Source organism: Psychromonas ingrahamii 37, assembly GCF_000015285.1.
In the GTDB taxonomy this organism is placed as follows: domain Bacteria; phylum Pseudomonadota; class Gammaproteobacteria; order Enterobacterales; family Psychromonadaceae; genus Psychromonas; species Psychromonas ingrahamii.
On sequence record NC_008709.1, the window covers coordinates 2,665,504 to 2,687,693 of the forward strand.

Genomic DNA, 22,190 nt, shown 5'->3' on the forward strand with positions numbered 1-22,190 from the left:
GTAGCGCATGCAACAAGCAAAATTTCTGCAAGGATCTATTTTAAAACATGTTATAACCATGTCTGCGACTAATGCTATCGGCATTAGTGCGTTGTTTATGGTCGATTTAGTGGATATCTATTTTATCAGTTTATTAGATAATCCAGCCCTCGTTGCTGCAATAGGCTATGCGGCTGCAATATTGTTTTTTACCACTTCAATCAGTATTGGTTTAGTAACGGCAAACAGTGCCAAAGTGGCCAAAGCCATTGGCCAGAAAAACCGCCAGAAAGCTTGCCGGTATATTTCCCACATCACTTTGTATGCTTTTTGCCTAACCACTTTATTAACCTTAATTCTATGCTGGTTTACACCACAATTATTAGCGCTTATTGGTGCGCAGGGGCTAGAATTAACCGAGGCTGGTATCTATTTGCGGATTATTTTACCCACCTTTCCCATTTTGGCTATTGCGATGCAGATGGGCGCGACATTACGTGCAATGGGTAATGCTAAAGCCGCCATGTTTGCTACATTAGGCGGCGGACTGGTCAATGCGGTACTCGATCCTGTCTTTATCTTTTTACTGAACATGGATTTGCAGGGTGCCGCAGTGGCTTCCGTCATTTCACGTTTTTTTATCTTGGCTATTGGCTTATATTTTGTTTTTTTTAAATACAAAATGCTTACTTTCCCTGACTTTACTCTTTTCCGCGCAGATATAAAAAAAATATCTCATGTTGCATTACCGGCAATATTTACCCAAATTGCAACCCCTATCGGTAATTTATACGTGACCTATGAAGTCGCTAAGTTTGGCACTGAATATATTGCTGGATGGGCAATTATTGGTCGCTTGATACCTGTATCTTTTGGTATGATGTTTGCCTTGTCCGGTGCCGTTGGACCTATTATTGGACAAAATTATGGCGCACAACAATTTGGTCGCGTCCGAAAAGTGTTAAATGAATCATTAAAATTTATGACCAGCTATACGATCGTTATCGCATTATTATTATCAATGGCACAAGAGATGATAGTTAATTTATTTCATGCACAAAACCAAACCGCTGAGATTATAAGAATATTTTGTCAGTATATCGCAGCCAGCTTTTTATTTAGCGGCATTACCTTAATTGCAATGACTTACCTTAATAATTTAGGCTACGCAAAATATGCAACTTTTTTAAATGTCGCTAAAATGACACTGGGAACTATCCCTTTTGTCACTATTGGTGCTTTCTATTTTCAAGCACCAGGTATATTGTATGGTCAAGCTGTAGGGAATATTATATTTGGTATTTTATCTTTGTTATTAACTTATAAGATAATGAGTAATATAGAAAAAACGAAATAAAATAACCTAAGTACTCACTCAAAGTTTTTTGATGTTAAAGAGTGTTTTTATTAAATAAACTGCTTAAAAATGTCAAGAAATTGTTGTAAGAGTACTTAGTTTTAACTTATTGGTCTATTTTGTTAACCATAAACAGTAAAATTGCTCTTATCAAAACCAACCCCAAACCACTTAAAAATACCGTCTTCAGTGAGTTGGCTATGTTTAGATATCAAATGGGATGATAAATTTCACCATGCGTTTTATTCTTATTTTTACTACAGCACTTATTTTAAGTGGATGTTATCAAAGCGAATCATCACTAAAGGATAATTTAATATACTGTCCTGAAAGTAAGGCTCTCTCTTTTAATCCACAAATCAGTCACGACATATCAAGTTTAGATGCAACAACTCACCAGTTGTATAACCGCTTGGTTAAGAGAGATCCAACCACTCAGAACTACATTCCGGATCTTGCTACAGGGTGGTTGTTAAGTGAAGATAAATTAAGTTATACCTTTTTCTTACGAGAGAATGTTAACTTTCATCAAACCGAGTATTTTACCCCGACACGTCATTTTAAAGCTGATGATGTTATATTTAGTCTGCAAAGAATGCTTGATCAAGACCACTCTTTCCATTCAGTTAACCGCGGTATGGATTACTATTTTTTTAACCACCCGTTTACGCATTTAATAAGAAATATTGTCAAAATTGATGACTATACAATTAAGTTTATTTTAAAAAAACCAGATATAACCTTGCTTGACAGCCTAGCGGCGCATTATTCGGTGATTCTGTCTCAAGAGTATTCCGAGCAGTTAATCGCTCGCGGCACACCTGAGAAAATTGATTTTTATCCTATTGGAACAGGTCCTTATAAATTTAAAAGCACTAATGATGCGGGTATTACTCACTATATTAACCATGCCAAATTTTGGGGAGGTAAGGTATCGGTAAACAATCTTATTTTTGATGTGACGGAAAATAATACTAAACGTTATGCAAAACTGCTAACAGGTGAATGCGATATTATTGCAAATCCGGCGCCCAGTCAGTTAAAACAGATGAGTGAAAAACCTAATATATTGCTAAGCAGTGAGCCTACCGCTAACATTCTGCTGTGGGCATTCAACAGCAATAAAATCCCTTTTACAGAAAAAAAAATTCGCCAGGCTTTCTCTCAGGCAGTGGATCAAAAAAATCTTTTAGAGGCAGTCTTTTATCAAAGTGCGACCGCAACAAACACCCTATTAAACCATCAATCTTGGGCATACAATCGCAGATCAACTGATATTCAGTACAAGCCACAGGAGGCATTAAGGACGCTGCAGGAAATGGGTTATGATTTTAACAGTACAATCACCCTTCTGACACCCGTCAAAAATTCTCTTTTTAACCATAGTTTCCATAAAATAGCAGAATTAATTCAAGCAAACTTATTAAAAATAGGCGTAAAAAGTGACATACTATTTTTAACTCAAACGGAACTTGAAAAACGTTTAATCAGTGGCAAATATGATACCTATTTGACTTCGGTCAATGGAAAAATAAACGATCCAGACAGTATCTTCAGACCCTTACTCAGTTGTGATTCAACCGTATTAGAAGGCAACTCAAGTCAATGGTGCAGTAAAGAGGTGCAATCTTTATTGAATTTAACCTTATTAGAATCAAATTTCACAACCCGAATAAAAAATTATTATAAACTGCAGGAAATTATTCAGGAGGAACGTATTTATTTTCCAATTGCACATGCATTACGTATGGATGCATTTAAGACCAACATATCTGGTTTTTTGGTTGATCCTTTTACAGGTATAAACTTCCAAAATATCAAAAAAACAGAAGCTCACTAACTATGCTTAACTATTTATTTCGGCGCTTAAATTTATTATTAATTACAGCACTTATTCTTTCCATTATTGCATTTATCATCTCACTTTGGTCAAATCAGGAACGCCCCGCCCAACATATTAATCTCTTTATGCTTTATTTGGATTACATGGGTAATATTTTACAAGGACAATGGGGAATTTCATTAATCAACCAAAAATCTCATATGATCAATGGACTGATTGCATTTTCCTCAACACTCGAACTCTGTTTAGTGGCTTTACTAACCTCTGTTATTATTGGTATACCGCTGGGTATTTTTGCCGGAATTTATCGTGATGGAATTTTGGATTATACCATTATGTCAATTGCCCTTATTGGCCTGGCACTGCCCGCATTTTGGCTGGCGATTATGCTGATTATGTTACCTATCACCTTTGATTTAGGGCTGCCAATCGATGGCAATATCAGCCCCATCTATGAAATCCCCATGATCACCGGTTTTCAACTGATAGATAGTCTATTAGCATCAGACTTATATGACCTGGCAGCCTTTATTGATCGTTTAACGCATCTGATATTACCCGCCGTTGTTTTATCTTTTTTTCTAACCAGTGAAATAATTAGACTCACCCGATATTCAATATCACAAGTCATGAAAAGTAATTATATAAAAGCTGCAAATACTAAAGGGCTAACGGTAATACAGATTGTTTTCCGGCATGTTTTAAAAAATGCATTACCGCCCATTATTCCTCAATTAAGACTGCAGTTAAATACGATTATTTCTATTGCAATGACGGTAGAAATTGTATTTGATGCTCAAGGGTCGGGTGTTTGGTTATTGACCAGCATCAGAGGCGGCGATTATTTAGCGCTATCTGCAGCTGTTATCCTTATTTCAGGATTTATTTTATTATCGAGCATAGTCATCGATATTTTACAGATGGTTATTTCCCCCACAACACGGAAAATGTTATATGCTGATAAATAACGAATTTAACGAGCAAAAAATACAATCCCCATTGCATTATATTTGGTCTATTTTCCTCAAAAACAATTTCGCGGTTTTTGCCATGTGGGTCGGTATTGTGCTTATCCTGATTTGCTTATTTGCTGATGTTATTGTGCTTTACTCCCCTTTTTCACAAGATCCAGAGCACTTATTATCAGCTCCTTATTGGGTTGAAGGTGGGACGACTGAGCATCTGTTTGGCACCGATGATTTAGGAAGGGATACGCTAGCGCGTTTAATTAAAGGTTTTCAATTCACCTTCGGTGGCGCATTACTTATCACCTGTGCAATCACTTTTATTGGTGCCATTATCGGCTCTACAGCGGCCTTAACCAAAGGTCTTAAAGCAAGTGTTTTACATCATCTTTTAGATGCACTTTTAACTATTCCGACATTACTTATCGCGTTTATTTTAATTGTGTTGTTCGACCCAAGTTATCAAAACGCCTTAATAGCAGTCTCCCTTTCACTCTTACCACAGTTTATACGGGGTATCTACAACACCATCGACAGCCAATTGAACAAACAATATGTCGTTGCCCTTCAACTTGATGGGGCAACCAATATACGCCTACTGCGGTTTGGTATATATCCAAATATCCTAGAGCCAATAGTAACGCTGATCAATAGGATTTTCACTATGGCGATATTAGAAATAGCAACGCTAGGTTTCTTAGGGTTTGGCACCCAATCACCTGACATTGAGTTGGGTAAGCTAATCGCCGACAGCATTGATCTTTCTTATTTATCCCCCTGGCTTATTATACTGCCAGGTCTGCTGATTTTTATTATCATCATGGTTGTTAATATATTTACGGAAGGTTTACGTCATGCAATTATACAAGGGGAAGATTGATGGCTTTATTAGATATACGCAACTTAAGCATCGATATCACAACAGCCCAGGGCACTACGCGGGTTGTTGATAAAGTATCATTACATATTGTTGATGGTTCAATACATGGTTTATTTGGAGAGTCGGGCTCAGGTAAGAGTTTAATTGCCAGCGCTATATTAGGATTACATAACCCAAATTGGAAAGTAACAGTCGATAGGATGTTTTTAGACTCAAAGGATTTAACTAAACTCTCTCCATCTGAGCGGCGTAAGATAATGGGCAAGGAAATCGCCATGATATTTCAACACCCCCGCTCTTACTTAGATCCAAGTAAAAAAATATTTCCACAAATAAACGAAGTTTTACCTAATATCTCTTTAAAAAACCGACTATTTGATAAAATAAAGCACGATAGAAAGAAAACATCAATTCAACAAATAAAAGAGTTATTTCACAAAGTTGGCATTCAGAATGATCAAGCTGTGTTACAAAGTTATCCTCACCAGCTATCAGAAGGTATTTGCCAAAAAATAATGATCGCAATGGCAATCGCTAATAATCCAAGGCTTATTATTGCAGACGAACCAACCAATGCCATGGAAGCCGTTACCCAGGCTCAGATACTGCGTTTATTATATAAATTAAATCGATTGCACAGTACAACTATTTTGTTATTAAGCAATAACTTTGGCTCTATCTGTAATTTATCTGATTTTATTACCTTGATTTACTGTGGTCAGGCTGTAGAGTCAGGTAACTATAAAAAAATTATTGAAAGCCCAATGCATCCCTATACAGAAGCGATGATAAAAACCACACTAAACTTTAATGAATCTATTATCCATAAAAGTCAATTATATACATTACAGGGAAATATTCCGTCATCAAACCAAATACCAATCGGTTGTCGTTTGGGACCACGCTGCCCGCGAGCGCAAAGAACCTGCGTAAAAAATCCTGATACGTTAAATTATAAAGGGCATACGGTCCGTTGCCATTACCCAACCTTAGATGAAAAAACAGCATGACAGCTCTTCTTTGCATAGATAATTTATATAAACAATATAAAGGCAGTAAGTTTTTTTTGTCTTCGGGCTTTCGAAATTCGGTAGGACCAATAAATTTCACCCTTGAGCAGGGTAAAATTTTGACTATTATTGGTGAAAATGGCTCAGGAAAAAGCACGCTGGTACAGATGATCGCAGGCGTTATTCCAAGTACTTCCGGTGAGATTTATATTAAGGGTCATGCTCTTACGACTATGTCACGACAGAATAGATGTAAATCAGTTCGTATGATATTTCAAGATCCAAAAATTTCCCTCAACCCTAAAGTGACTATTGGGAAAATATTATCTGCCCCACTAGAGTTAAACACTGATTTAACGGCAGTACAACGCAAGCAACAGATCATCGCCACATTAGAGTTGGTTGGTTTATTACCGGATTATCTGCAATTCTATCCAAATATGTTATCAGCGGTTCAACAACATCAAGTTGCCATAGCACGGGCGATGGTCTTAAATCCTGATGTCGTTATCGCAGATTCAATTTTATCAACGTTAGATATCTCTCTCGGTTTCAAAATAGTTAATATTTTATTAGAGATACAAGAAAAAAAAGGGGTTAGTTTTATATTTATTTCGCATCATATGAACTTGGTACGTCATATCAGCGATCAAGTTATTGTTATGCAACAGGGCAAGATCGTTGAGAACAATACAACAGATAATATATTCAATTCACCTCAAAAGATGAGCACAAAAAATTTACTAAAAAGTCAACAGCCAGACTACAGGAAATGATCGCATGATACTGAGTTGATTTATATGTTGTACGTTATATGTTATATTTTAAAATCAATGGCTTTTAATCAAAAATTTTATTATATTGTGGCTTAGTTTCTAATAGCCCATTATTCTTAGTTTCTAATAGCCTATTATATCGTGGCTTAGTTTCTAATAGCCCAATAACAGTACACCATGAAAACTCGTCACCAGCATCAGATTGAATCGAGTATGATGACACTATCCGGCAGTTTTAACCAGAATAATATATTAGCGTTCAGAAAATCATGGAGTCAATTTGGATGAACAATTATAAAAAAACGATGTGGGTAAATTATTTATTTACATTTTTATCAGCAGTGGCGATCACTTTGGTTATAAAAGTTGTTTTCAACCCGCTTCTTACTGAGCAACAAGAACAGCTTGTACAAGAGCTAAGTTTAGATAGCCCCCACCTGTTCGTGAATGAATCAGAATTAAGCCGATTAGTTGAACACAATCAATTTTCCTATATTAAAATAACTAACCCTCAGTTGATGCTGCCATTGGTCTATGAAAACAAACAAGCAACTGGAATTATAAGATTATTATTTTCTATCCCTTCAACTTTTGTTGTCTCCGAAAATAGCAATCAGATAATTGAATTTAAGTCTAACAATGATGCTCTATTCGGACTATTGCCTAATATTCTTTTAGCCCTGTATAGCGCATTAATCATTGTGTCGACATTTATAGTCTTTAATTTTTCTCATATGTTTAAAAGTATTGAAATAGCCCTCATTAACGAAATATCTGAGATAGAAGCACTACCTGGTCCCTATGCTAAGGTTTCTGCATTATTAAATGCTCAAAAAGAATCATTCCAAAACAAATTAAATAAACAGGAAGAAAAAATCGCAGGATTGACGCAGCAGGCGACGACCGACAATCTCACTGGCGTTAATAACAGAAGTTCATTCCGCAAAACCTTAACCGAAATTTTAAGTGCTGAAAGCGGACAAAAACATGCCATCTTATCGATTATCAGAGCAAGTGAATTACTGGCAATAAACTCTCAGCAGGGCTTCATGCAGGGTGATTTATACCTTGAAAATCTCACTGAAATTATCCGTAAAGTCACTTATCCCCATAAAAACATATCGATTTACCGCATCAGCGGTTCCGATTTTGCGTTAATCGCACTGGGAATGAGCGTCAGTGAAGCGCAACGAATTGCACAGGACTTAAAGGTTCTATTTGATCAGTATCAAGCTCAACATAAACTAGACAGTATTGCCTACAATGGCATATCATCATTCCAGTCTGGACAGAAGCCCGAACAAGTATTGGCACGAACTGATTTAGCATTGGCAAAAGCACAAACAGAAGGCGTTAATAGCTGGGTATTTCAACAAAGTAATGATAATGATAATCAATTTGGACAGCAGCAGTGGCGTGTCGTGATCGAAAATATTATCGCCAAAAAAAGTGTCATATTATTACACCAACCTGTTCTAATACTTCCAACTGATATGGTCGGCTATGAGGAAATTTTCACCCGCTTTGTATCCGATGATGGTCATGTCACACCCGCTGAGACTGTTTTTGCAATGGCTCAACGTGTTGATATGATAATTAAACTTGAGCAATTCATTATTGGAGAAGTCATAAATCAATGCCGCAGGAAAAGCGACCAGAAGAGTCGTTGGGGGATCAATATAAGCAGCTCTGCCATGCAAAACAGTAGCTTTATCGTGTGGTTAGAAAGATTATTATTACGAGATCCGAAAGTAGCTGCATTACTCACTTTTGAAATGCAGGAAGAGTTACTTGATAGTAACCTTGTTTCAAGTAAACGGGTTTTTGATATGCTCAGACGCACTGGGACACGATCTGCAATTAGTAACTTTGGTAAAGGGATTGGTTCATTTGGCCTACTTAGGACGCTTAAACCTGATTTGGTTAAAATTGATTCAAGTTTGATCAATAATATTGAGCTTGACAGTGCGAATCAACAATTTATAAGGATGATTATCGATGTTGCACACCGAATGGATTGTACTATTATCGCCGAAGGTGTCGAGCATTTAGCGCAAAAGCAGATATTAGAAACGATGCATATAGATGGTATTCAAGGCTTCTTAATCGCACGCCCTACTGAACTAAAGATCCCGGGCCAAGTGAACTTACTATAGTCAATTAACGTAAAAATCACACTAAATTGCCCGATGCTATGCAAGTCGGGCTTTGCATCTGAAAAATTATTTTTGTACAATGCCCCGCAAATCCTCTGCTCTCTTTTTCAAGGTTTATTCATGTCAGACGTACTTTCAAAAAAACAACAGTTCTCACTAAAAAAACTGAACAAATCTTTACGCAAATCAACAGGTCAAGCTATTGCTGATTATAATATGATCGAAGAAGGTGACCGGGTGATGGTTTGCTTGTCGGGGGGTAAAGACAGTTTTACCATGCTTGATATCTTACTTGAGTTACGCGCGGCTGCACCCATACATTTTGAGATTATTGCCGTCAACTTAGATCAAAAACAACCTGATTTTCCCGAGCATATCCTCCCTGAATATTTACAAAAATTAGGCGTTGATTACAAAATAGTAGAAGAAGACACCTACAGCATTGTGCAAGATAAAATTCCGGAAGGTAAAACAACCTGCAGTTTATGCTCACGTTTAAGACGCGGCATTTTATACCGGACGGCTAAAGAACTAGGCGCGACTAAAATCGCACTTGGACATCATCGAGATGATTTATTAGCGACGCTAATGTTAAATATGTTTTTTGGCGGTAAATTAAAATCTATGCCGGCAAAACTGGTTTCTGATAATGGAGAACACGTTGTTATCCGCCCATTAGCCTACTGTAAAGAAAAAGAGATTGAAGCCTACGCAAAACTCAAAGAGTACCCTATTATTCCCTGTAATTTATGTGGTTCACAACCCAATTTACAGCGCCAAGTCACCAAGAATATGTTGAACGAGTGGGATGTTAAATTCCCGGGCAGGCTAGAAACGATGTTTACCGCCATGCAAAATGTTGTTCCTTCGCATCTTTCCGACACTGCTCTTTTTAATTTTAAAGAGATAGATAAAAGTTCCGGAGTAATTGATGGTGGCGATCTCGCTTTTGATAAAGAACCGATAAAGCATCACACTGAAGACATTACCCCGATCGAAACACAATATTATCAACAGCATCAAGCCGTTAAAATAAAACAATTAACTTAGCGTTAAAAGACGAACTTTCAATCTATTCGTTTTGTTATAGATCATAGTATTATCTCTTAGAAAGCATGATCTGATGTGTTTCTAAAAAAAAGGTAGGCTTAACGCAATAGTCATTTATAATCGAATCCGAATTTTAATTTTAATTTTAATTTTAATTTTAATTTTAATTTTATAACAATAATGGAGAAAAGTATGAGAACACCACTAGTAATGGGTAACTGGAAATTAAATGGCACAAAAGAATCTGTATCCGCTTTAATCAAAGGCATTGAAGCCGCAGCAGATGCCGCAAAAAATGTTGAAGTTGCCGTTTGCCCGCCCACTATTTTTATCGAACAAGTAGCAAACCTAGTTGCAAATAACAGCATCGAATTAGGTGCTCAAGATGTAAGCACAAATATTTCAGGTGCTTTTACAGGTGAGACTTCTCCTGTAATGGTTAAAGAATTCGGTGCAAAATACAGCTTAGTCGGTCACAGTGAGCGTCGTCAGTACCACAATGAAACCGATGCCGTTGTAGCTGCAAAATTTGTTGCAATCCAGGCAAATGGTTTAGTCCCTGTATTGTGTATTGGTGAAACGCTAGAAGAACGTGAAACTGATAAAACATTTAATGTTGTAGAAACACAGCTTAAAGCCGTTATCGATGTTTCAGGTATTGACGCATTAGAAAACGCCGTCATTGCATACGAGCCAGTTTGGGCTATCGGCACAGGCAAAGTTGCATCTTCAGAGCAAGCTCAAGATGTTCACGCGCACATCCGTACTTGGTTAGCAGAGCAAAGCAAAGTTGTTGCTGCAAAAGTACAAATCCTTTACGGCGGCAGTGTTAAAGCTTCAAGTGCAAAAGAATTATTTGCCCAGCCTGACATTGATGGTGGTTTAGTGGGTGGCGCAGCATTATTGGTTGAAGAGTTTGTTGGTATTATAGAAGGTGCTAAATAGCCTTTTAATTTAATATCCCTATTTAATATCTATAGTTAATACCAATAAAAGGCGCTATTCAGCGCCTTTTTAGTTTCTTGTCTGACTTTCCCGCATAACCTGTTTCCCCCTCTCTATTGATCAATAAAGTAGGCAGCTATTTATTGTAACTATTAGAAAAAATAGCGCATTTAATCAATGCCGTGCTATTATCAAATAAGATTTTTTTTGAAGAACTTGGAGATAAAAATGAATTCACCGATCACTAATACCCGCTCAAAGAGCCATGGTATTGAAATTAATAAAGTACTTAGAAATACCTATATGTTGTTGGCTATGACGCTGGCGTTTTCTGCTTTAACGGCAACGTTAGCAACGATGATGCAAATTGGTCCAACCGCATCTTTAGTGCTTATGCTTGTGGGTTTTGGCACATTATTTATCGTATCTAAAAATGCAAATTCCAGTAAAGGGATCTTTTGGGTCTTCATCTTTACCGGCGTAATGGGCGCATCACTGGGTAATATGCTAAACCATTATTTAGCAATGGAAAATGGCGCAGCACTTATAATGCAGGCACTAGGTTCAACTGCTATTATTTTCTTTGCCCTGTCAGCTTATGTATTAACAACGCGCAAAGATTTTTCATTTATGGGCGGCTTTTTAATGGCGGGTATGATTGCTGTTATTATCGCAATGGTTGCAAATATCTTTTTACAAATACCCTTGATGCAAGTTGTCATTAGCAGTGTTGTTGTCTTAATTATGTCCGGCATGATCCTTTTTGATACGAGTCGTATTATCAACGGTGGAGAGACTAATTACATCAATGCAACCGTATCGTTATTCTTAAACTTATTTAATATGTTTATTCATCTACTGGTTTTATTAAACATTTTAGATGACTAATTATTTCTTATTTAAAAGAAAAAACGCACTCTGAGTGCGTTTTTTTATATCTGAATTTCAGGATGATATAGCGACGCTCTGTATTTTTATCTTATCCTTTAAGCTTTCTTATTTCCGACAGATAGCCTGCTAAGTTAGGCGAATTAATCAATATTAGCGTTATTAATGCAGATGTAAATAGAGAATTAAATCACAGAGGATTGGCAATATGAGAAGATCTTTGGGAATGGCATAAAACACCATTGAGACTGTTATACCATAATGAAAAAGATATGCAGGTAATGATCGAAACAAACAGACTGAATACCACACATCCTAACGCAAAAAATCGCCCAAGCTATCACCCATTTATTAGATAAATGTGGTGCGCTAAATTTTAATCATATTAACTAATTAGCGCCAATTTTTCAGCTTAACAATTCAGCTAATGAGCAAATCCCAGTTCCAATGCAGTTGCTGATCATATATTACTAACGCTCTATTTTTTAAGCTTAGCAATTCAGCTAATGAGCAAATCCCAGTTCCAATGCAGTTGCTGATCATATATTACTAACGCTCTATTTTTTAAGCTTAGCAATTCAGCTAATGAGCAAATCCCAGTTCCAATGCAGTTGCTGATCATATATTACTAACGCTCTATTTTTTAAGCTTAACAATTCAGCTAATGAGCAAATCCCAGTTCCAATGCAGTTGCTGATCATATATTACTAACGCTCTATTTTTTAAGCTTAACAATTCAGCTAATGAGCAAATCCCAGTTCCAATGCAGTTGCTGATCATATATTACTAACGCTCTATTTTTTAAGCTTAGCAATTCAACTAATGAGCAAATCCTAGTTCCAATGCAGGCTGGATCTTACTTGCCCGCCAAGCGGGATATAGAGTAGATAACACACTCATAAAAAAAGCGGCAACAGTCACAACAATAACTTGCTCATAAATTAAATGTGAGGGTAAAAAATCTATAAAATAAACATCACCCGATAAGAATTTATGGCCGATGACAGTTTCTATAAATTTAACAATATCGGTCAAATTTAAGGCAATAAAAATACCGATAGCAGCACCTAAAAGACAACCTACCAGACCATTAAATGCCCCCTGCACGATGAATATACCGCGTAACAACCATTTTGAGGCCCCCATGGTTTTTAAAATAGCAATGTCGCCTCTTTTTTCATTAACGGCCATCACCAGAGTAGATACAATATTAAAACAGGCAACGGCGATAACCAGCAATAAAATGACATACATTAAAGATTTAACCATCTGAATATCTTGATATAAATAACCCTGGCTGGTGATCCAGCTTTTTATATACAGATAATCATTAAGACTATAACCCACGTCCCGTGCTAATGTTTGTGCATCTAATATATCCGCTACTTTAAAAGCAATCCCATTCGCACTGTCGAGTCCCAATATTTGTTTGGCATCGTCGATATGCATAAAACCAAGGGCGTTATCTAACTGCCCTCCCATTTCAAATAACCCCACTAAGGTGAGCTTTATTTTACGAGGAGATTTTAATTGTTGTCCACCCTCTTGCGGCAATATTAATGTTAACGAGTCACCTATCTTCATAGCAAGCTTCAGTGCAACACTTTTACCTAATACGATTGAACGCTGCCCCGTTTTTAATAACTCCCAGCCTCCGCCTTTTATATAATGCTCAACAGCTGTCACATCCCTTTCACTTTTCGGGGCTATCGCTCTAATTTGCAACGCTTTTATTTGATCATCTTTTTGCAATAAACCATTCAGCATAATGTACGGGCTTGCGGCAATAACACCGGGATGATGCCTGACTTGTTTTAAGGAACTGTCCAGATTTTCAAAGCTACCATTGACTGTTTCTAACTCTGCATGAGGAATAACAGCTAACATCTGATCACGTAATGCCTTTTCAAAACCATTCATTGCCGACAGGCCGACAATTAATGCAGTCACCCCAAGCGCGATACCCAATATGGAGGCCATAGAAATAAAAGAAACAAACTTATTTTTATGTTTAGCCTTACTATATCGCAGGCCGATAAAAATTAATAAAGGGCGAAACATTATACCTTTCCCTGTAACACACCACTGTTCATATGTTCCTGACGCGTTAATTTATTGGCTAACTGTTGATCATGAGTCACTACCACAAAAGCAGTCCCCGACTCTTCATTAAGACTGACAATCAATTGATAAATACTCTCAGCACTTTTTGCGTCTAAATTTCCGGTGGGTTCATCGGCCAAAACCAGTTTAGGTTCATTGATTAAAGCACGAGCAATAGCAACTCGCTGTCTTTCCCCGCCAGAAAGTTCAGAGGGTCGGTGTAAAACCCGATGCTCCAAACCGACACGCTTTAAAATAGCGTGCGATTTTTGTGTTGCCACTTTAATACTTTTCCCCGCAATTAATAATGGCATAGCCACATTTTCAAGCGCATTAAATTCAGACAGGAGGTGGTGAAACTGGTAGACGAAGCCCAAGCATTGATTACGCCATTGAGATTGCTCATTATTGCTTAGTTGATGAATATTCTTACCCTGATAAAACACTTCGCCTTGAGTTGGTATATCAAGGGCACCTAACAGATGTAATAAGGTACTTTTTCCTGATCCCGAGCTACCAACAATGGCTAATAACTCCCCCGCGTTAACGGACAAATCAACATCATGTAACACTGTGGTTGAGAGTTTTCCTTCACCATAAACTTTACTTAAATTACGACACACCAAAAGTTCTTTATTCATATCTTAATGCCTCTATAGGGCTGACTTTCCCGGCTTGATAAGCGGGGTACAAGGTCGCCATTAAACTTAATAACATAGCACCAAATATGATAGCAAATATCTGCACTGGTTCGTACAAAACAGGTAATAAGCGGGTACCACCAGATGCACTAGAGAGCAGGTTCAGCCCCAAAAAGGATAATATTTCATTGATGTATGCACTCACCAACAGCCCCAATCCTGTACCAACAAGCGCTCCGATAATGCCACTCCAGGCACCTTGAATAATAAAGATAAGGTTGAGGGTTGTGCCTTTAATACCCAGAGTCTTCAAAATGGCCACTTCCGCATTTTTATCATTAACCACCATCACAGACGCTGAAAGTATATTAAATGCGGCAACTGCAATGATCAGACATAACAATAACCAAATCATATTTTTTTCCATTTTTACGGCAGAAAATAACTCACCATGTGTTTGCCGCCAATCCTGCAGCGTTTGCCCCTCTTTCAAAACAGGCGGCAACCAATCTTCAACATCAAAAGCATCATTAAAATAAAGCCTTAAGCCGGTCACCTGATCAAGGCCTATTCTGATTAAACGTGCAGCGTCTTGCGCATGTAATAAAACAAGTTGTTTATCAACATCTGATCCAACGGCAAACAATCCCATTACGGTAAAATTTCGCTGACTGGGGATACGCCCCAAAGGGGTAAAACGACTGCCTCTGGCTGAGATAATTCGAATTTTATCACCTTTAGTGACACCCAGTTGTTGGGCTAAACTTTGACCAATAATAACATTGTATTGTCCGGCTTTTAAATCACTCATCTGACCCAGAGTAAGATTGTTTTTAATCACGTTGCTGACATATAAATCAGGTATGATACCTTCAAGTTGCACTCCCTGCAGGCCTCTATTACTCTGAATAATGGCTTCGCTCCGCACCACAGGCTCGACGGTGTTGACTAATGGCATATTCTGTAATGCAGGAAGCCGGCTTTGCCAGTCATCAATGACTTGTTCTTGGTTACTAATAATTGCGTGCGGAATGGCGCCTAATATTCTTACTTTCAGTTCATTTTCGAAACCGTTCATAACAGATAACACAGTGATCAGTGCCAGTACACCTAAGGTAATGCCACCCGTTGAAAACAAAGAAACAAATGAGATAAATTTATTATTACGCTTTGATTTGGTATAGCGCAAGCCGATAAATACACTAAGGGGGTAGAACATAAATGCCTTTATTATTTAAGCTGTTATTTTGCCATTGGCAATGAAAGTTAAATGCGGTAAAAATCAGGAAATGACAAATAACGCTTTGATTCAAAATTATGAATAAACATTCTAATGTATCTGCAAAGATCAAGATACCCAAAAGTATTTAAATCAAAGCGATGGCTAATTTGTTGATAAATACACACCGGAAAGTTCAAAGTTCATTGCATAGTTGGTGTAAACAGTGAAAAATAGTTAGAGTAACTCCTTTTTTAATGAATATAATGGATAACACATTCAATGACTGACCTAGCTTTATTATCTGTTCCCGCATTAAAGAAAAAATCAGATCGTTTAATATTCGGAAATTTATTGGGTAGTAGTCAAGCATTGGCTATTAGTGAGTGTGCCAAACAACAAGCATCCCCCTTAATTTTGATCGTTGATGATACGCCCACTGCTTTAAAATTAAGGCAGGAACTTGAATTTTTCGTTGAAGATAACCTTGAACTAATTACCTTTCCCGATTGGGAAACACTGCCTTACGATAATTTCTCGCCTCATCAGGATATTATCTCTAACCGTATCGAAACATTATATAAGTTACCAAATCTTAAAAATGCCATATTAATTGTCCCAATCAGTACGCTGTTACTGCGTATCGCCCCCCCTTCCTATTTAAAACAGCACACTTTAATAATAAAAAATAAGCAAAAGATTGAATTACAAGCATTACGAGCGGATCTTCAAGAAGCGGGTTATTATGCGGTTGAACAAGTTATGGAACATGGCGAGTTCTGCGCACGGGGCTCCTTGTTAGATATTTACCCTATGGGCAGTGACACGCCGTACCGTATTGATTTTTTTGATGATGAAGTTGACTCTATTCGTCCCTTTGATAGTGAAAGCCAACGTTCTTTAAAAGCGATTTCGGAAATAAAATTACTGCCCGCACATGAATTTGCAACGGATAAAGACGCTATTAAGCGTTTTAAAGTACAATTTACCCATAAATTCACCTCACCGTTATCAACCGGTAACGACTCTGTCTTTGAGCAAATTAGTCAGCATAATTTACCTGCGGGTATTGAATATTATTTACCCCTTTTTTTTGCTGACACTGCAAGCTTATTTGATTATTTCCCAAGTAATGCCAGACTAGCAATTGCGGGTGATATTAATCAAGCCTGTAGCGATTTTTGGAAAACCATCTCCACCCGTTATCAAGAAAAATCTGTTGATTTATTCCGCCCTTTATTGCCGCCCGAAGAGTTATATCTGCGCCATGAGCAGTGTTTTGAACTTATAAACCAGTGGCCTCGTTATGACTTTCGTACGCAACCTTTTGAACACCCAAAAAACACCAAGCAGAACTGCGCAATACAAGCCGTTCCTGATATTCAGATTGAACATAACAAAAACGCGCCATTGCAGAAGCTCCAACATTTCATCACAAATTTTACCGGTAAAGTATTATTTAGCGTTGAATCAGCGGGACGTAAGGAGTCTTTATTAGAGTTATTAGCCACCTTAAAATTACCCCTTAGCGAATTCTCTACCCTGACCTCTTTTACTAAAAGTAAGAAACAACTTGGCATTACCATCAGTCAAGTTGAAAACAGTTTTATATTAACGGATACTGATTTTGCATTTGTGACAGAAAATGAATTATTAGGCCATAAAGTCACACAACGACGTCGACGTAAAGAAAATAACGATGAGAATTACAGCGCTGATCATATCGTGCGTAATTTGGCAGAGATTAAAATAGATCAGCCAGTTGTTCATATTGATTATGGTGTGGGTAAATATTTAGGGCTGGAAACAATAGAAACTGCTGGTCACTTAACTGAATTTGTTAAATTGGAATATCTGCGCGGTGATAAACTTTACGTCCCCGTAAGCTCTCTCCAATTAATCAGCCGCTATAGCGGTCATGATGTAGAAAATGCCCCCATTAATAAATTAGGCACGGAAACGTGGCAAAAAGCCAAAAAACAGGCCGCAGAAAAAGTGCGGGATGTCGCCGCAGAACTGCTTGAAGTTTATGCACAACGGGCAGCCAAGGTCGGCCATCAATATAAGCTTAATAAAACGCATTATGCGCTATTTAGCAACGACTTTCCTTTTGAAGAAACCCATGATCAGGCTCTTACCATAAAGGCTGTTATATCTGATATGTGTTCTTCACAGCCGATGGACAGGCTGGTTTGTGGTGATGTAGGTTTTGGTAAAACCGAGGTGGCAATGCGTGCGGCCTTTATCGCCACCGATAATTTACGCCAGGTTGCTCTTTTAGTACCAACAACCTTGCTCGCACAGCAGCATTATGAAAATTTTAAAGATAGATTTGCCGACTGGCCAGTGCGTATCGAAGTCCTTTCGCGCTTTAAAACAGCAAAACAGCAGAAACTTATTCTGGAAGAAGTAAACCAGGGAAAAATTGATATACTGATCGGTACACACAAACTGCTCAGCAGCAATGTGCAATTTGCTGATTTAGGGTTGTTAATTATTGATGAAGAGCATCGATTTGGCGTACGCCAAAAGGAAAAAATCAAAGCCTTGCGGGCACAAATTGACATTTTAACGCTAACAGCTACTCCCATTCCAAGAACATTAAATATGTCGATGAATGGCATGAGAGATCTTTCAATTATCGCAACGCCGCCAGCAAAACGCTTAGCGGTAAAAACCTTCGTCGTACAGAAGAAAGATCAAATTATAAGCGATGCAATAACCCGTGAAATTATGCGTGGCGGACAAGTTTACTTTTTACATAATAACGTTGCTACTATCGAAAAAGCAGCTCACGATATACAGCAGCTTATACCACAGGCAAAAGTGGCTGTTGCTCACGGGCAAATGAATGAACATCAGCTTGAAAAAATCATGGCTGACTTTTACCATCAGCGACAAAACGTGTTAGTTTGCAGCACTATTATTGAGACAGGTATTGATATCCCCAGTGCCAATACTATTATCATCAATCGTGCCGACCATCTTGGTCTTGCACAATTGCATCAACTGCGCGGGCGGGTTGGCCGTTCACATCATCAAGCCTATGCGTATCTTTTAACACCAAAACCCAAGCTAATGACCAAAGATGCACAAAAAAGGCTGCAGGCGATCGAAGCGTTAGATACCTTAGGGGCAGGTTTTACTCTGGCCACTCACGATTTAGAAATTCGCGGCGCGGGTGAGTTATTGGGCGATGAACAATCGGGGCAAATTGCCAGTATTGGTTACAATCTGTATATGGAAATGTTAAATCAAGCGATTGAGGCATTAAAAAATGGTCAGGAGCCTACATTAGAGCACCTTATGGCAAGCCAAGCGGAAGTTGAACTGCGTATCCCTGCCTTGATTCCAACGGATTACATGCCTGACGTTAATCAGCGCTTATCACTGTATAAGCGTATCGCTGGCAGTAAAAATAAACTTGCATTAAGAGAAATTCAGGTGGAATTAATAGATCGCTTTGGCCTATTACCCGCTTCGACTAAAAATCTTATCCAAGTGGCGACAATAAAACAGCAGTGTACGCCATTAGGCATTAAACGTTTAGAAGCACATGCGAATGGTGGTAATATTTTATTTACAGAAAATACACCAGTGGATCCAATGTTTCTGGTGTCATTGCTGCAAACACAGGCAAATACATTTAAACTAGATGGCCCCACTAAACTTAAATTTATTTGCGACCTGTCGGACAGCAGGCAACGAATCAACTGGATTATGCAATTACTGCATAGTTTTGAATCACATTTAATAAAAAAAGCTAAAGGATAATACTTTGAATTACAAACTGTTCTTACCCGTTATATTGTTGTGTTCCTCATTTTCAGCCAGTGCTGAAGAACGCTGGTTTGAAATTGAAGTCCTGCTTTTTCAACGTAATATCAGCCTTGAAAAAATAGGTGAAAAATTATCAGACGATGTGATAGCGGTGGACACGAGCAGCAGCACCTCAATGCTAAAGGTAAATGGGTCGGGTGAGGCTAATCCCGTGATTATTAGTGCACAACAGTTTGATTACAATGCCAATAACTTCATCCTGTTAAATAGTTCGCATCTGAATCTCAGCGCACAACGTGAAAGATTAGCCGCACACGCAGCCTTTAAGCCGATTTTACATATGGCTTGGCAAATGCCCGTTAAGAGCAATAATAGCGCAAAACCTATTCACCTTTTTGGCGGTGAAAATCTTGGATTAGGCACTCAATTAGGTGATAAATGGGCGGTCGATGGAAATTTTGAAATCTACTTAGACCATTATCTCTATATAGACAGTCAGCTCATTGTTCGTCAAAAAACAATGCAGGAGCAAATCAAACAACAGACCGCTGATGTGCAAAATTCAAGTACACTCGAAAGTGAAAATGGGGTTGAAACTATCTCTCTAAAGAGAGAGAGCGACACCTTTGAAAATAACCAAAGGATGGTTATTAAAGAAGTTATGTTTGATCAAAAACGCCGTTTAAGAAGTGAAGAGATTCATTATTTAGACCATCCATTGATGGGAATTATTGTACAAATAAGAAAAATTGAAGGGAAATAATTTTTATAAATAACCTGGTCAATCGCTTTGGCAACAGCGCCAAAGCGATTGAATCTTAAATATATTTCCAGAGTTGCGTGGGTAAATCGCTTAAAATAGCAATGGGCTTGTACTGAGATAAGACAGCGTCGGAGTGCACGCCATAAGTCACCCCAATACAATCGACATTAGCATTATTCGCCATTTCCAGATCAAAAGAAGAGTCACCTATCATCAGTGCTTGTTCAGCATTGATAGACAATGCTTCTAGTATATTATTTAGCATCAGAGGGTCAGGTTTAGAAAGCGTTTCGTCTGCGCAATAGGTAATTGAAAATAAGTCAGTCACTTCATATTGCAAGAGCTGTCGATCAAGTCCTTTGCGCCCCTTCCCCGTGGCAACTGCGAGCAGGTAACCTTGTTGTTTTAACACCTTTAGCCAGGCTTTAATACCCGGATAAAAGGGGGTGTTCTGTTTATTCAAATAGGTGTATTGATGACGATATGCATCGATCAGTTGTTGCTGCTTAGCGGGAGATAACATCGGGAACAGTATCTCCATTGCCTTATCTAAACTGAGACCAATAATATCACGAATGGCTTGGGGAGAGGGAGCCAGTATATCGCTCAGCTTTGCCGCTTGTATAACACAATTAATGATTTTATCGATGGAGTCCATTAAAGTGCCATCCCAATCGAAAATAATCACTGAATATTTATTATTTTCCGGATTTTCAAGCAACTGTTTATTCGAGTGCATACAAGCTCCGTTCTGTTAGTAACCGGTTCTATTATTAGTGGGTTCTATTATTAGTGGGTTCTATTAACATTTAATTTTGCTCCCAAGGTACTTAAAGGTAGCCCGGTGAGCAAGTGCCTTGGGTATAAAAAAACTAAGGCTTGATCTTAATTTCTTTGCAGCTTTTCTAGCAATAACGTAAGTTCAGAGCAAAGAGGTGCACTCACCGTCATCTGTTTTTCTAATACTGGATGGAAAAAAGTGATATGCGCCGCATGTAAAAATAAGCGGTTTAAGCCCAAAGCCTGCATCTCTTTACTGAATTGTTCATCTCCATAACGGTCGTCACAGGCAATGTTATGCCCTTTAGAGGCGCTGTGTACGCGTATTTGATGCGTTCTTCCCGTCACCGGAGAGGCTTCGACTAATGTCGCTCCCTGATAGCGCTGTAAAATTTTAAACCGCGTTTCGGATGCTTTACCCAATTCACTCACTTTTACAATAGAATCCTGTGCTTTTTTAAGTAATGGAGCGGTCACGCTGCGCCATTTTTTCTCCCAGACCCCTTTAACCAGAGCGTGGTATTGTTTATTCATTGTTTTATTACGTAACTGTTCATGCAGCGCACGTAACATACTGCGTTTTTTAGCGATCAATAAACAGCCCGAGGTGGCTTTATCAAGTCGATGTACTAACTCCAAAAATCGCGATTCGGGCCGTAAAGCACGTAATCCTTCAATTATGCCAAAATCAAGACCACTACCACCATGCACAGCAAGACCCGAGGGTTTATTTAAAATAATTAAACCATCATCCTCATAAACAATTTGCGATTCCAGACGCGCTATTTTATTCAATTTAGGAGAAGGTAAAGCATTTTCTTTTGCTACGCGCACGGGCGGGATACGGACGAAATCACCCGTTTGCAGTTTATAGTCTGGCTTAATACGTTTTTTATTAACACGCACTTCTCCCTTACGTACAATCCGGTAGATCATACTTTTAGGGACGCCTTTTAAGTGTAAACGAAGATAATTATCAATTCGTTGTTGTGCATTTTCTTGAGTAATCTCAAGTATGCGTACTGAGTGATTTATTTGTTCCATAAGCTAAGTTT

At 38.2% G+C, this 22,190-nt stretch carries 17 protein-coding genes; 12 read left to right on the forward strand and 5 right to left on the reverse strand.

The window, feature by feature from the left end; genetic code table 11:
- Positions 1 to 7: 7 nt before the first annotated feature.
- The 10 genes from PING_RS11300 to PING_RS11345 all read left to right on the forward strand — a co-directional run bounded on the left by PING_RS11300 (position 8) and on the right by PING_RS11345 (position 11,849).
- The gene (locus PING_RS11300; RefSeq protein WP_011770492.1) at positions 8 to 1,336 is read left to right on the forward strand and encodes an MATE family efflux transporter; all 1,329 of its coding nucleotides are present in this window, start codon (positions 8 to 10) and stop codon (positions 1,334 to 1,336) included.
- A 235-nt stretch (positions 1,337 to 1,571) separates the two neighbouring features.
- A complete protein-coding gene (locus PING_RS11305) occupies positions 1,572 to 3,176 on the forward strand; it encodes an ABC transporter substrate-binding protein (protein ID WP_157035356.1) in 1,605 nt (534 codons plus the stop codon).
- 2 nt (positions 3,177 to 3,178) lie between these two features.
- Positions 3,179 to 4,147, forward strand: coding sequence for an ABC transporter permease (locus PING_RS11310; protein ID WP_011770494.1), 969 nt, complete (start codon positions 3,179 to 3,181; stop codon positions 4,145 to 4,147).
- Positions 4,134 to 5,024 (forward strand): ABC transporter permease subunit, encoded by an 891-nt coding sequence (locus PING_RS11315; protein WP_011770495.1) that lies wholly within the window; start codon positions 4,134 to 4,136, stop codon positions 5,022 to 5,024. The genes PING_RS11310 and PING_RS11315 overlap by 14 nt, the downstream gene beginning before the upstream one ends.
- Complete coding sequence (locus PING_RS11320) at positions 5,024 to 6,034, forward strand: oligopeptide/dipeptide ABC transporter ATP-binding protein (protein ID WP_011770496.1); 1,011 nt, start codon at positions 5,024 to 5,026, stop codon at positions 6,032 to 6,034. Before PING_RS11315 ends, PING_RS11320 begins: the two co-directional genes overlap by 1 nt.
- Positions 6,031 to 6,810 carry a peptide ABC transporter ATP-binding protein gene (locus PING_RS11325; protein ID WP_011770497.1) on the forward strand — a complete coding sequence of 260 codons (780 nt, stop codon included), beginning with the start codon at positions 6,031 to 6,033 and terminating at the stop codon, positions 6,808 to 6,810. Before PING_RS11320 ends, PING_RS11325 begins: the two co-directional genes overlap by 4 nt.
- Before the next feature lie 284 nt (positions 6,811 to 7,094).
- Positions 7,095 to 8,966 carry an EAL domain-containing protein gene (locus tag PING_RS11330; RefSeq protein WP_011770498.1) on the forward strand — a complete coding sequence of 624 codons (1,872 nt, stop codon included), beginning with the start codon at positions 7,095 to 7,097 and terminating at the stop codon, positions 8,964 to 8,966.
- 120 nt (positions 8,967 to 9,086) lie between these two features.
- The gene (ttcA, locus tag PING_RS11335) at positions 9,087 to 10,016 is read left to right on the forward strand and encodes a tRNA 2-thiocytidine(32) synthetase TtcA (protein WP_011770499.1); all 930 of its coding nucleotides are present in this window, start codon (positions 9,087 to 9,089) and stop codon (positions 10,014 to 10,016) included.
- 192 nt (positions 10,017 to 10,208) lie between these two features.
- A complete protein-coding gene (gene tpiA, locus PING_RS11340; protein ID WP_011770500.1) occupies positions 10,209 to 10,961 on the forward strand; it encodes a triose-phosphate isomerase in 753 nt (250 codons plus the stop codon).
- Positions 10,962 to 11,189: 228 nt separating this feature from the next.
- A complete protein-coding gene (locus PING_RS11345) occupies positions 11,190 to 11,849 on the forward strand; it encodes a Bax inhibitor-1/YccA family protein (protein ID WP_011770501.1) in 660 nt (219 codons plus the stop codon).
- Positions 11,850 to 12,668: 819 nt separating this feature from the next.
- Here the strand turns inward: PING_RS11345 and lolE are convergent.
- From lolE to PING_RS11360, 3 genes are read right to left on the reverse strand one after another with little or no spacing between them, the layout of a single operon-like run.
- The gene (gene lolE / locus PING_RS11350) at positions 12,669 to 13,910 is read right to left on the reverse strand and encodes a lipoprotein-releasing ABC transporter permease subunit LolE (RefSeq protein WP_011770502.1); all 1,242 of its coding nucleotides are present in this window, start codon (positions 13,908 to 13,910) and stop codon (positions 12,669 to 12,671) included.
- Positions 13,910 to 14,593, reverse strand: a complete 684-nt coding sequence (gene lolD / locus PING_RS11355; RefSeq protein WP_011770503.1) for a lipoprotein-releasing ABC transporter ATP-binding protein LolD — start codon at positions 14,591 to 14,593, stop codon at positions 13,910 to 13,912. Before lolD ends, lolE begins: the two co-directional genes overlap by 1 nt.
- On the reverse strand, positions 14,586 to 15,812 hold the full coding sequence (locus PING_RS11360; protein WP_011770504.1) for a lipoprotein-releasing ABC transporter permease subunit: 1,227 nt from the start codon (positions 15,810 to 15,812) through the stop codon (positions 14,586 to 14,588). The genes lolD and PING_RS11360 overlap by 8 nt, the downstream gene beginning before the upstream one ends.
- A gap of 282 nt (positions 15,813 to 16,094) precedes the next feature.
- Between PING_RS11360 and mfd the strand changes: the two genes are divergently transcribed.
- Positions 16,095 to 19,586, forward strand: a complete 3,492-nt coding sequence (gene mfd, locus PING_RS11365) for a transcription-repair coupling factor (RefSeq protein ID WP_011770505.1) — start codon at positions 16,095 to 16,097, stop codon at positions 19,584 to 19,586.
- 4 nt (positions 19,587 to 19,590) lie between these two features.
- Positions 19,591 to 20,355: a peptidoglycan binding protein CsiV gene (locus PING_RS11370; RefSeq protein ID WP_011770506.1), complete on the forward strand. Its 765-nt coding sequence runs from the start codon at positions 19,591 to 19,593 to the stop codon at positions 20,353 to 20,355.
- A 55-nt stretch (positions 20,356 to 20,410) separates the two neighbouring features.
- Here the strand turns inward: PING_RS11370 and PING_RS11375 are convergent, their stop codons facing one another.
- Positions 20,411 to 21,094, reverse strand: a complete 684-nt coding sequence (locus PING_RS11375) for an HAD family hydrolase (protein WP_011770507.1) — start codon at positions 21,092 to 21,094, stop codon at positions 20,411 to 20,413.
- Positions 21,095 to 21,240: 146 nt separating this feature from the next.
- On the reverse strand, positions 21,241 to 22,179 hold the full coding sequence (gene rluC, locus PING_RS11380) for a 23S rRNA pseudouridine(955/2504/2580) synthase RluC (RefSeq protein WP_011770508.1): 939 nt from the start codon (positions 22,177 to 22,179) through the stop codon (positions 21,241 to 21,243).
- Between the last annotated feature and the right edge of the window lie 11 nt (positions 22,180 to 22,190).

What these genes read in the sequence shown, in the direction of transcription:
- PING_RS11300 (WP_011770492.1), top strand. Translation starts at nt 8, where the DNA reads ATGCAACAAGCAAAATTTCTGCAAGGATCTATTTTAAAACATGTTATA.
- PING_RS11305 (WP_157035356.1), top strand. Translation starts at nt 1,572, where the DNA reads ATGCGTTTTATTCTTATTTTTACTACAGCACTTATTTTAAGTGGATGT.
- PING_RS11310 (WP_011770494.1), top strand. Translation starts at nt 3,179, where the DNA reads ATGCTTAACTATTTATTTCGGCGCTTAAATTTATTATTAATTACAGCA.
- PING_RS11315 (WP_011770495.1), top strand. Translation starts at nt 4,134, where the DNA reads ATGCTGATAAATAACGAATTTAACGAGCAAAAAATACAATCCCCATTG.
- PING_RS11320 (WP_011770496.1), top strand. Translation starts at nt 5,024, where the DNA reads ATGGCTTTATTAGATATACGCAACTTAAGCATCGATATCACAACAGCC.
- PING_RS11325 (WP_011770497.1), top strand. Translation starts at nt 6,031, where the DNA reads ATGACAGCTCTTCTTTGCATAGATAATTTATATAAACAATATAAAGGC.
- PING_RS11330 (WP_011770498.1), top strand. Translation starts at nt 7,095, where the DNA reads ATGAACAATTATAAAAAAACGATGTGGGTAAATTATTTATTTACATTT.
- ttcA (WP_011770499.1), top strand. Translation starts at nt 9,087, where the DNA reads ATGTCAGACGTACTTTCAAAAAAACAACAGTTCTCACTAAAAAAACTG.
- tpiA (WP_011770500.1), top strand. Translation starts at nt 10,209, where the DNA reads ATGAGAACACCACTAGTAATGGGTAACTGGAAATTAAATGGCACAAAA.
- PING_RS11345 (WP_011770501.1), top strand. Translation starts at nt 11,190, where the DNA reads ATGAATTCACCGATCACTAATACCCGCTCAAAGAGCCATGGTATTGAA.
- lolE (WP_011770502.1), bottom strand. Translation starts at nt 13,910, where the DNA reads ATGTTTCGCCCTTTATTAATTTTTATCGGCCTGCGATATAGTAAGGCT.
- lolD (WP_011770503.1), bottom strand. Translation starts at nt 14,593, where the DNA reads ATGAATAAAGAACTTTTGGTGTGTCGTAATTTAAGTAAAGTTTATGGT.
- PING_RS11360 (WP_011770504.1), bottom strand. Translation starts at nt 15,812, where the DNA reads ATGTTCTACCCCCTTAGTGTATTTATCGGCTTGCGCTATACCAAATCA.
- mfd (WP_011770505.1), top strand. Translation starts at nt 16,095, where the DNA reads ATGACTGACCTAGCTTTATTATCTGTTCCCGCATTAAAGAAAAAATCA.
- PING_RS11375 (WP_011770507.1), bottom strand. Translation starts at nt 21,094, where the DNA reads ATGCACTCGAATAAACAGTTGCTTGAAAATCCGGAAAATAATAAATAT.
- rluC (WP_011770508.1), bottom strand. Translation starts at nt 22,179, where the DNA reads ATGGAACAAATAAATCACTCAGTACGCATACTTGAGATTACTCAAGAA.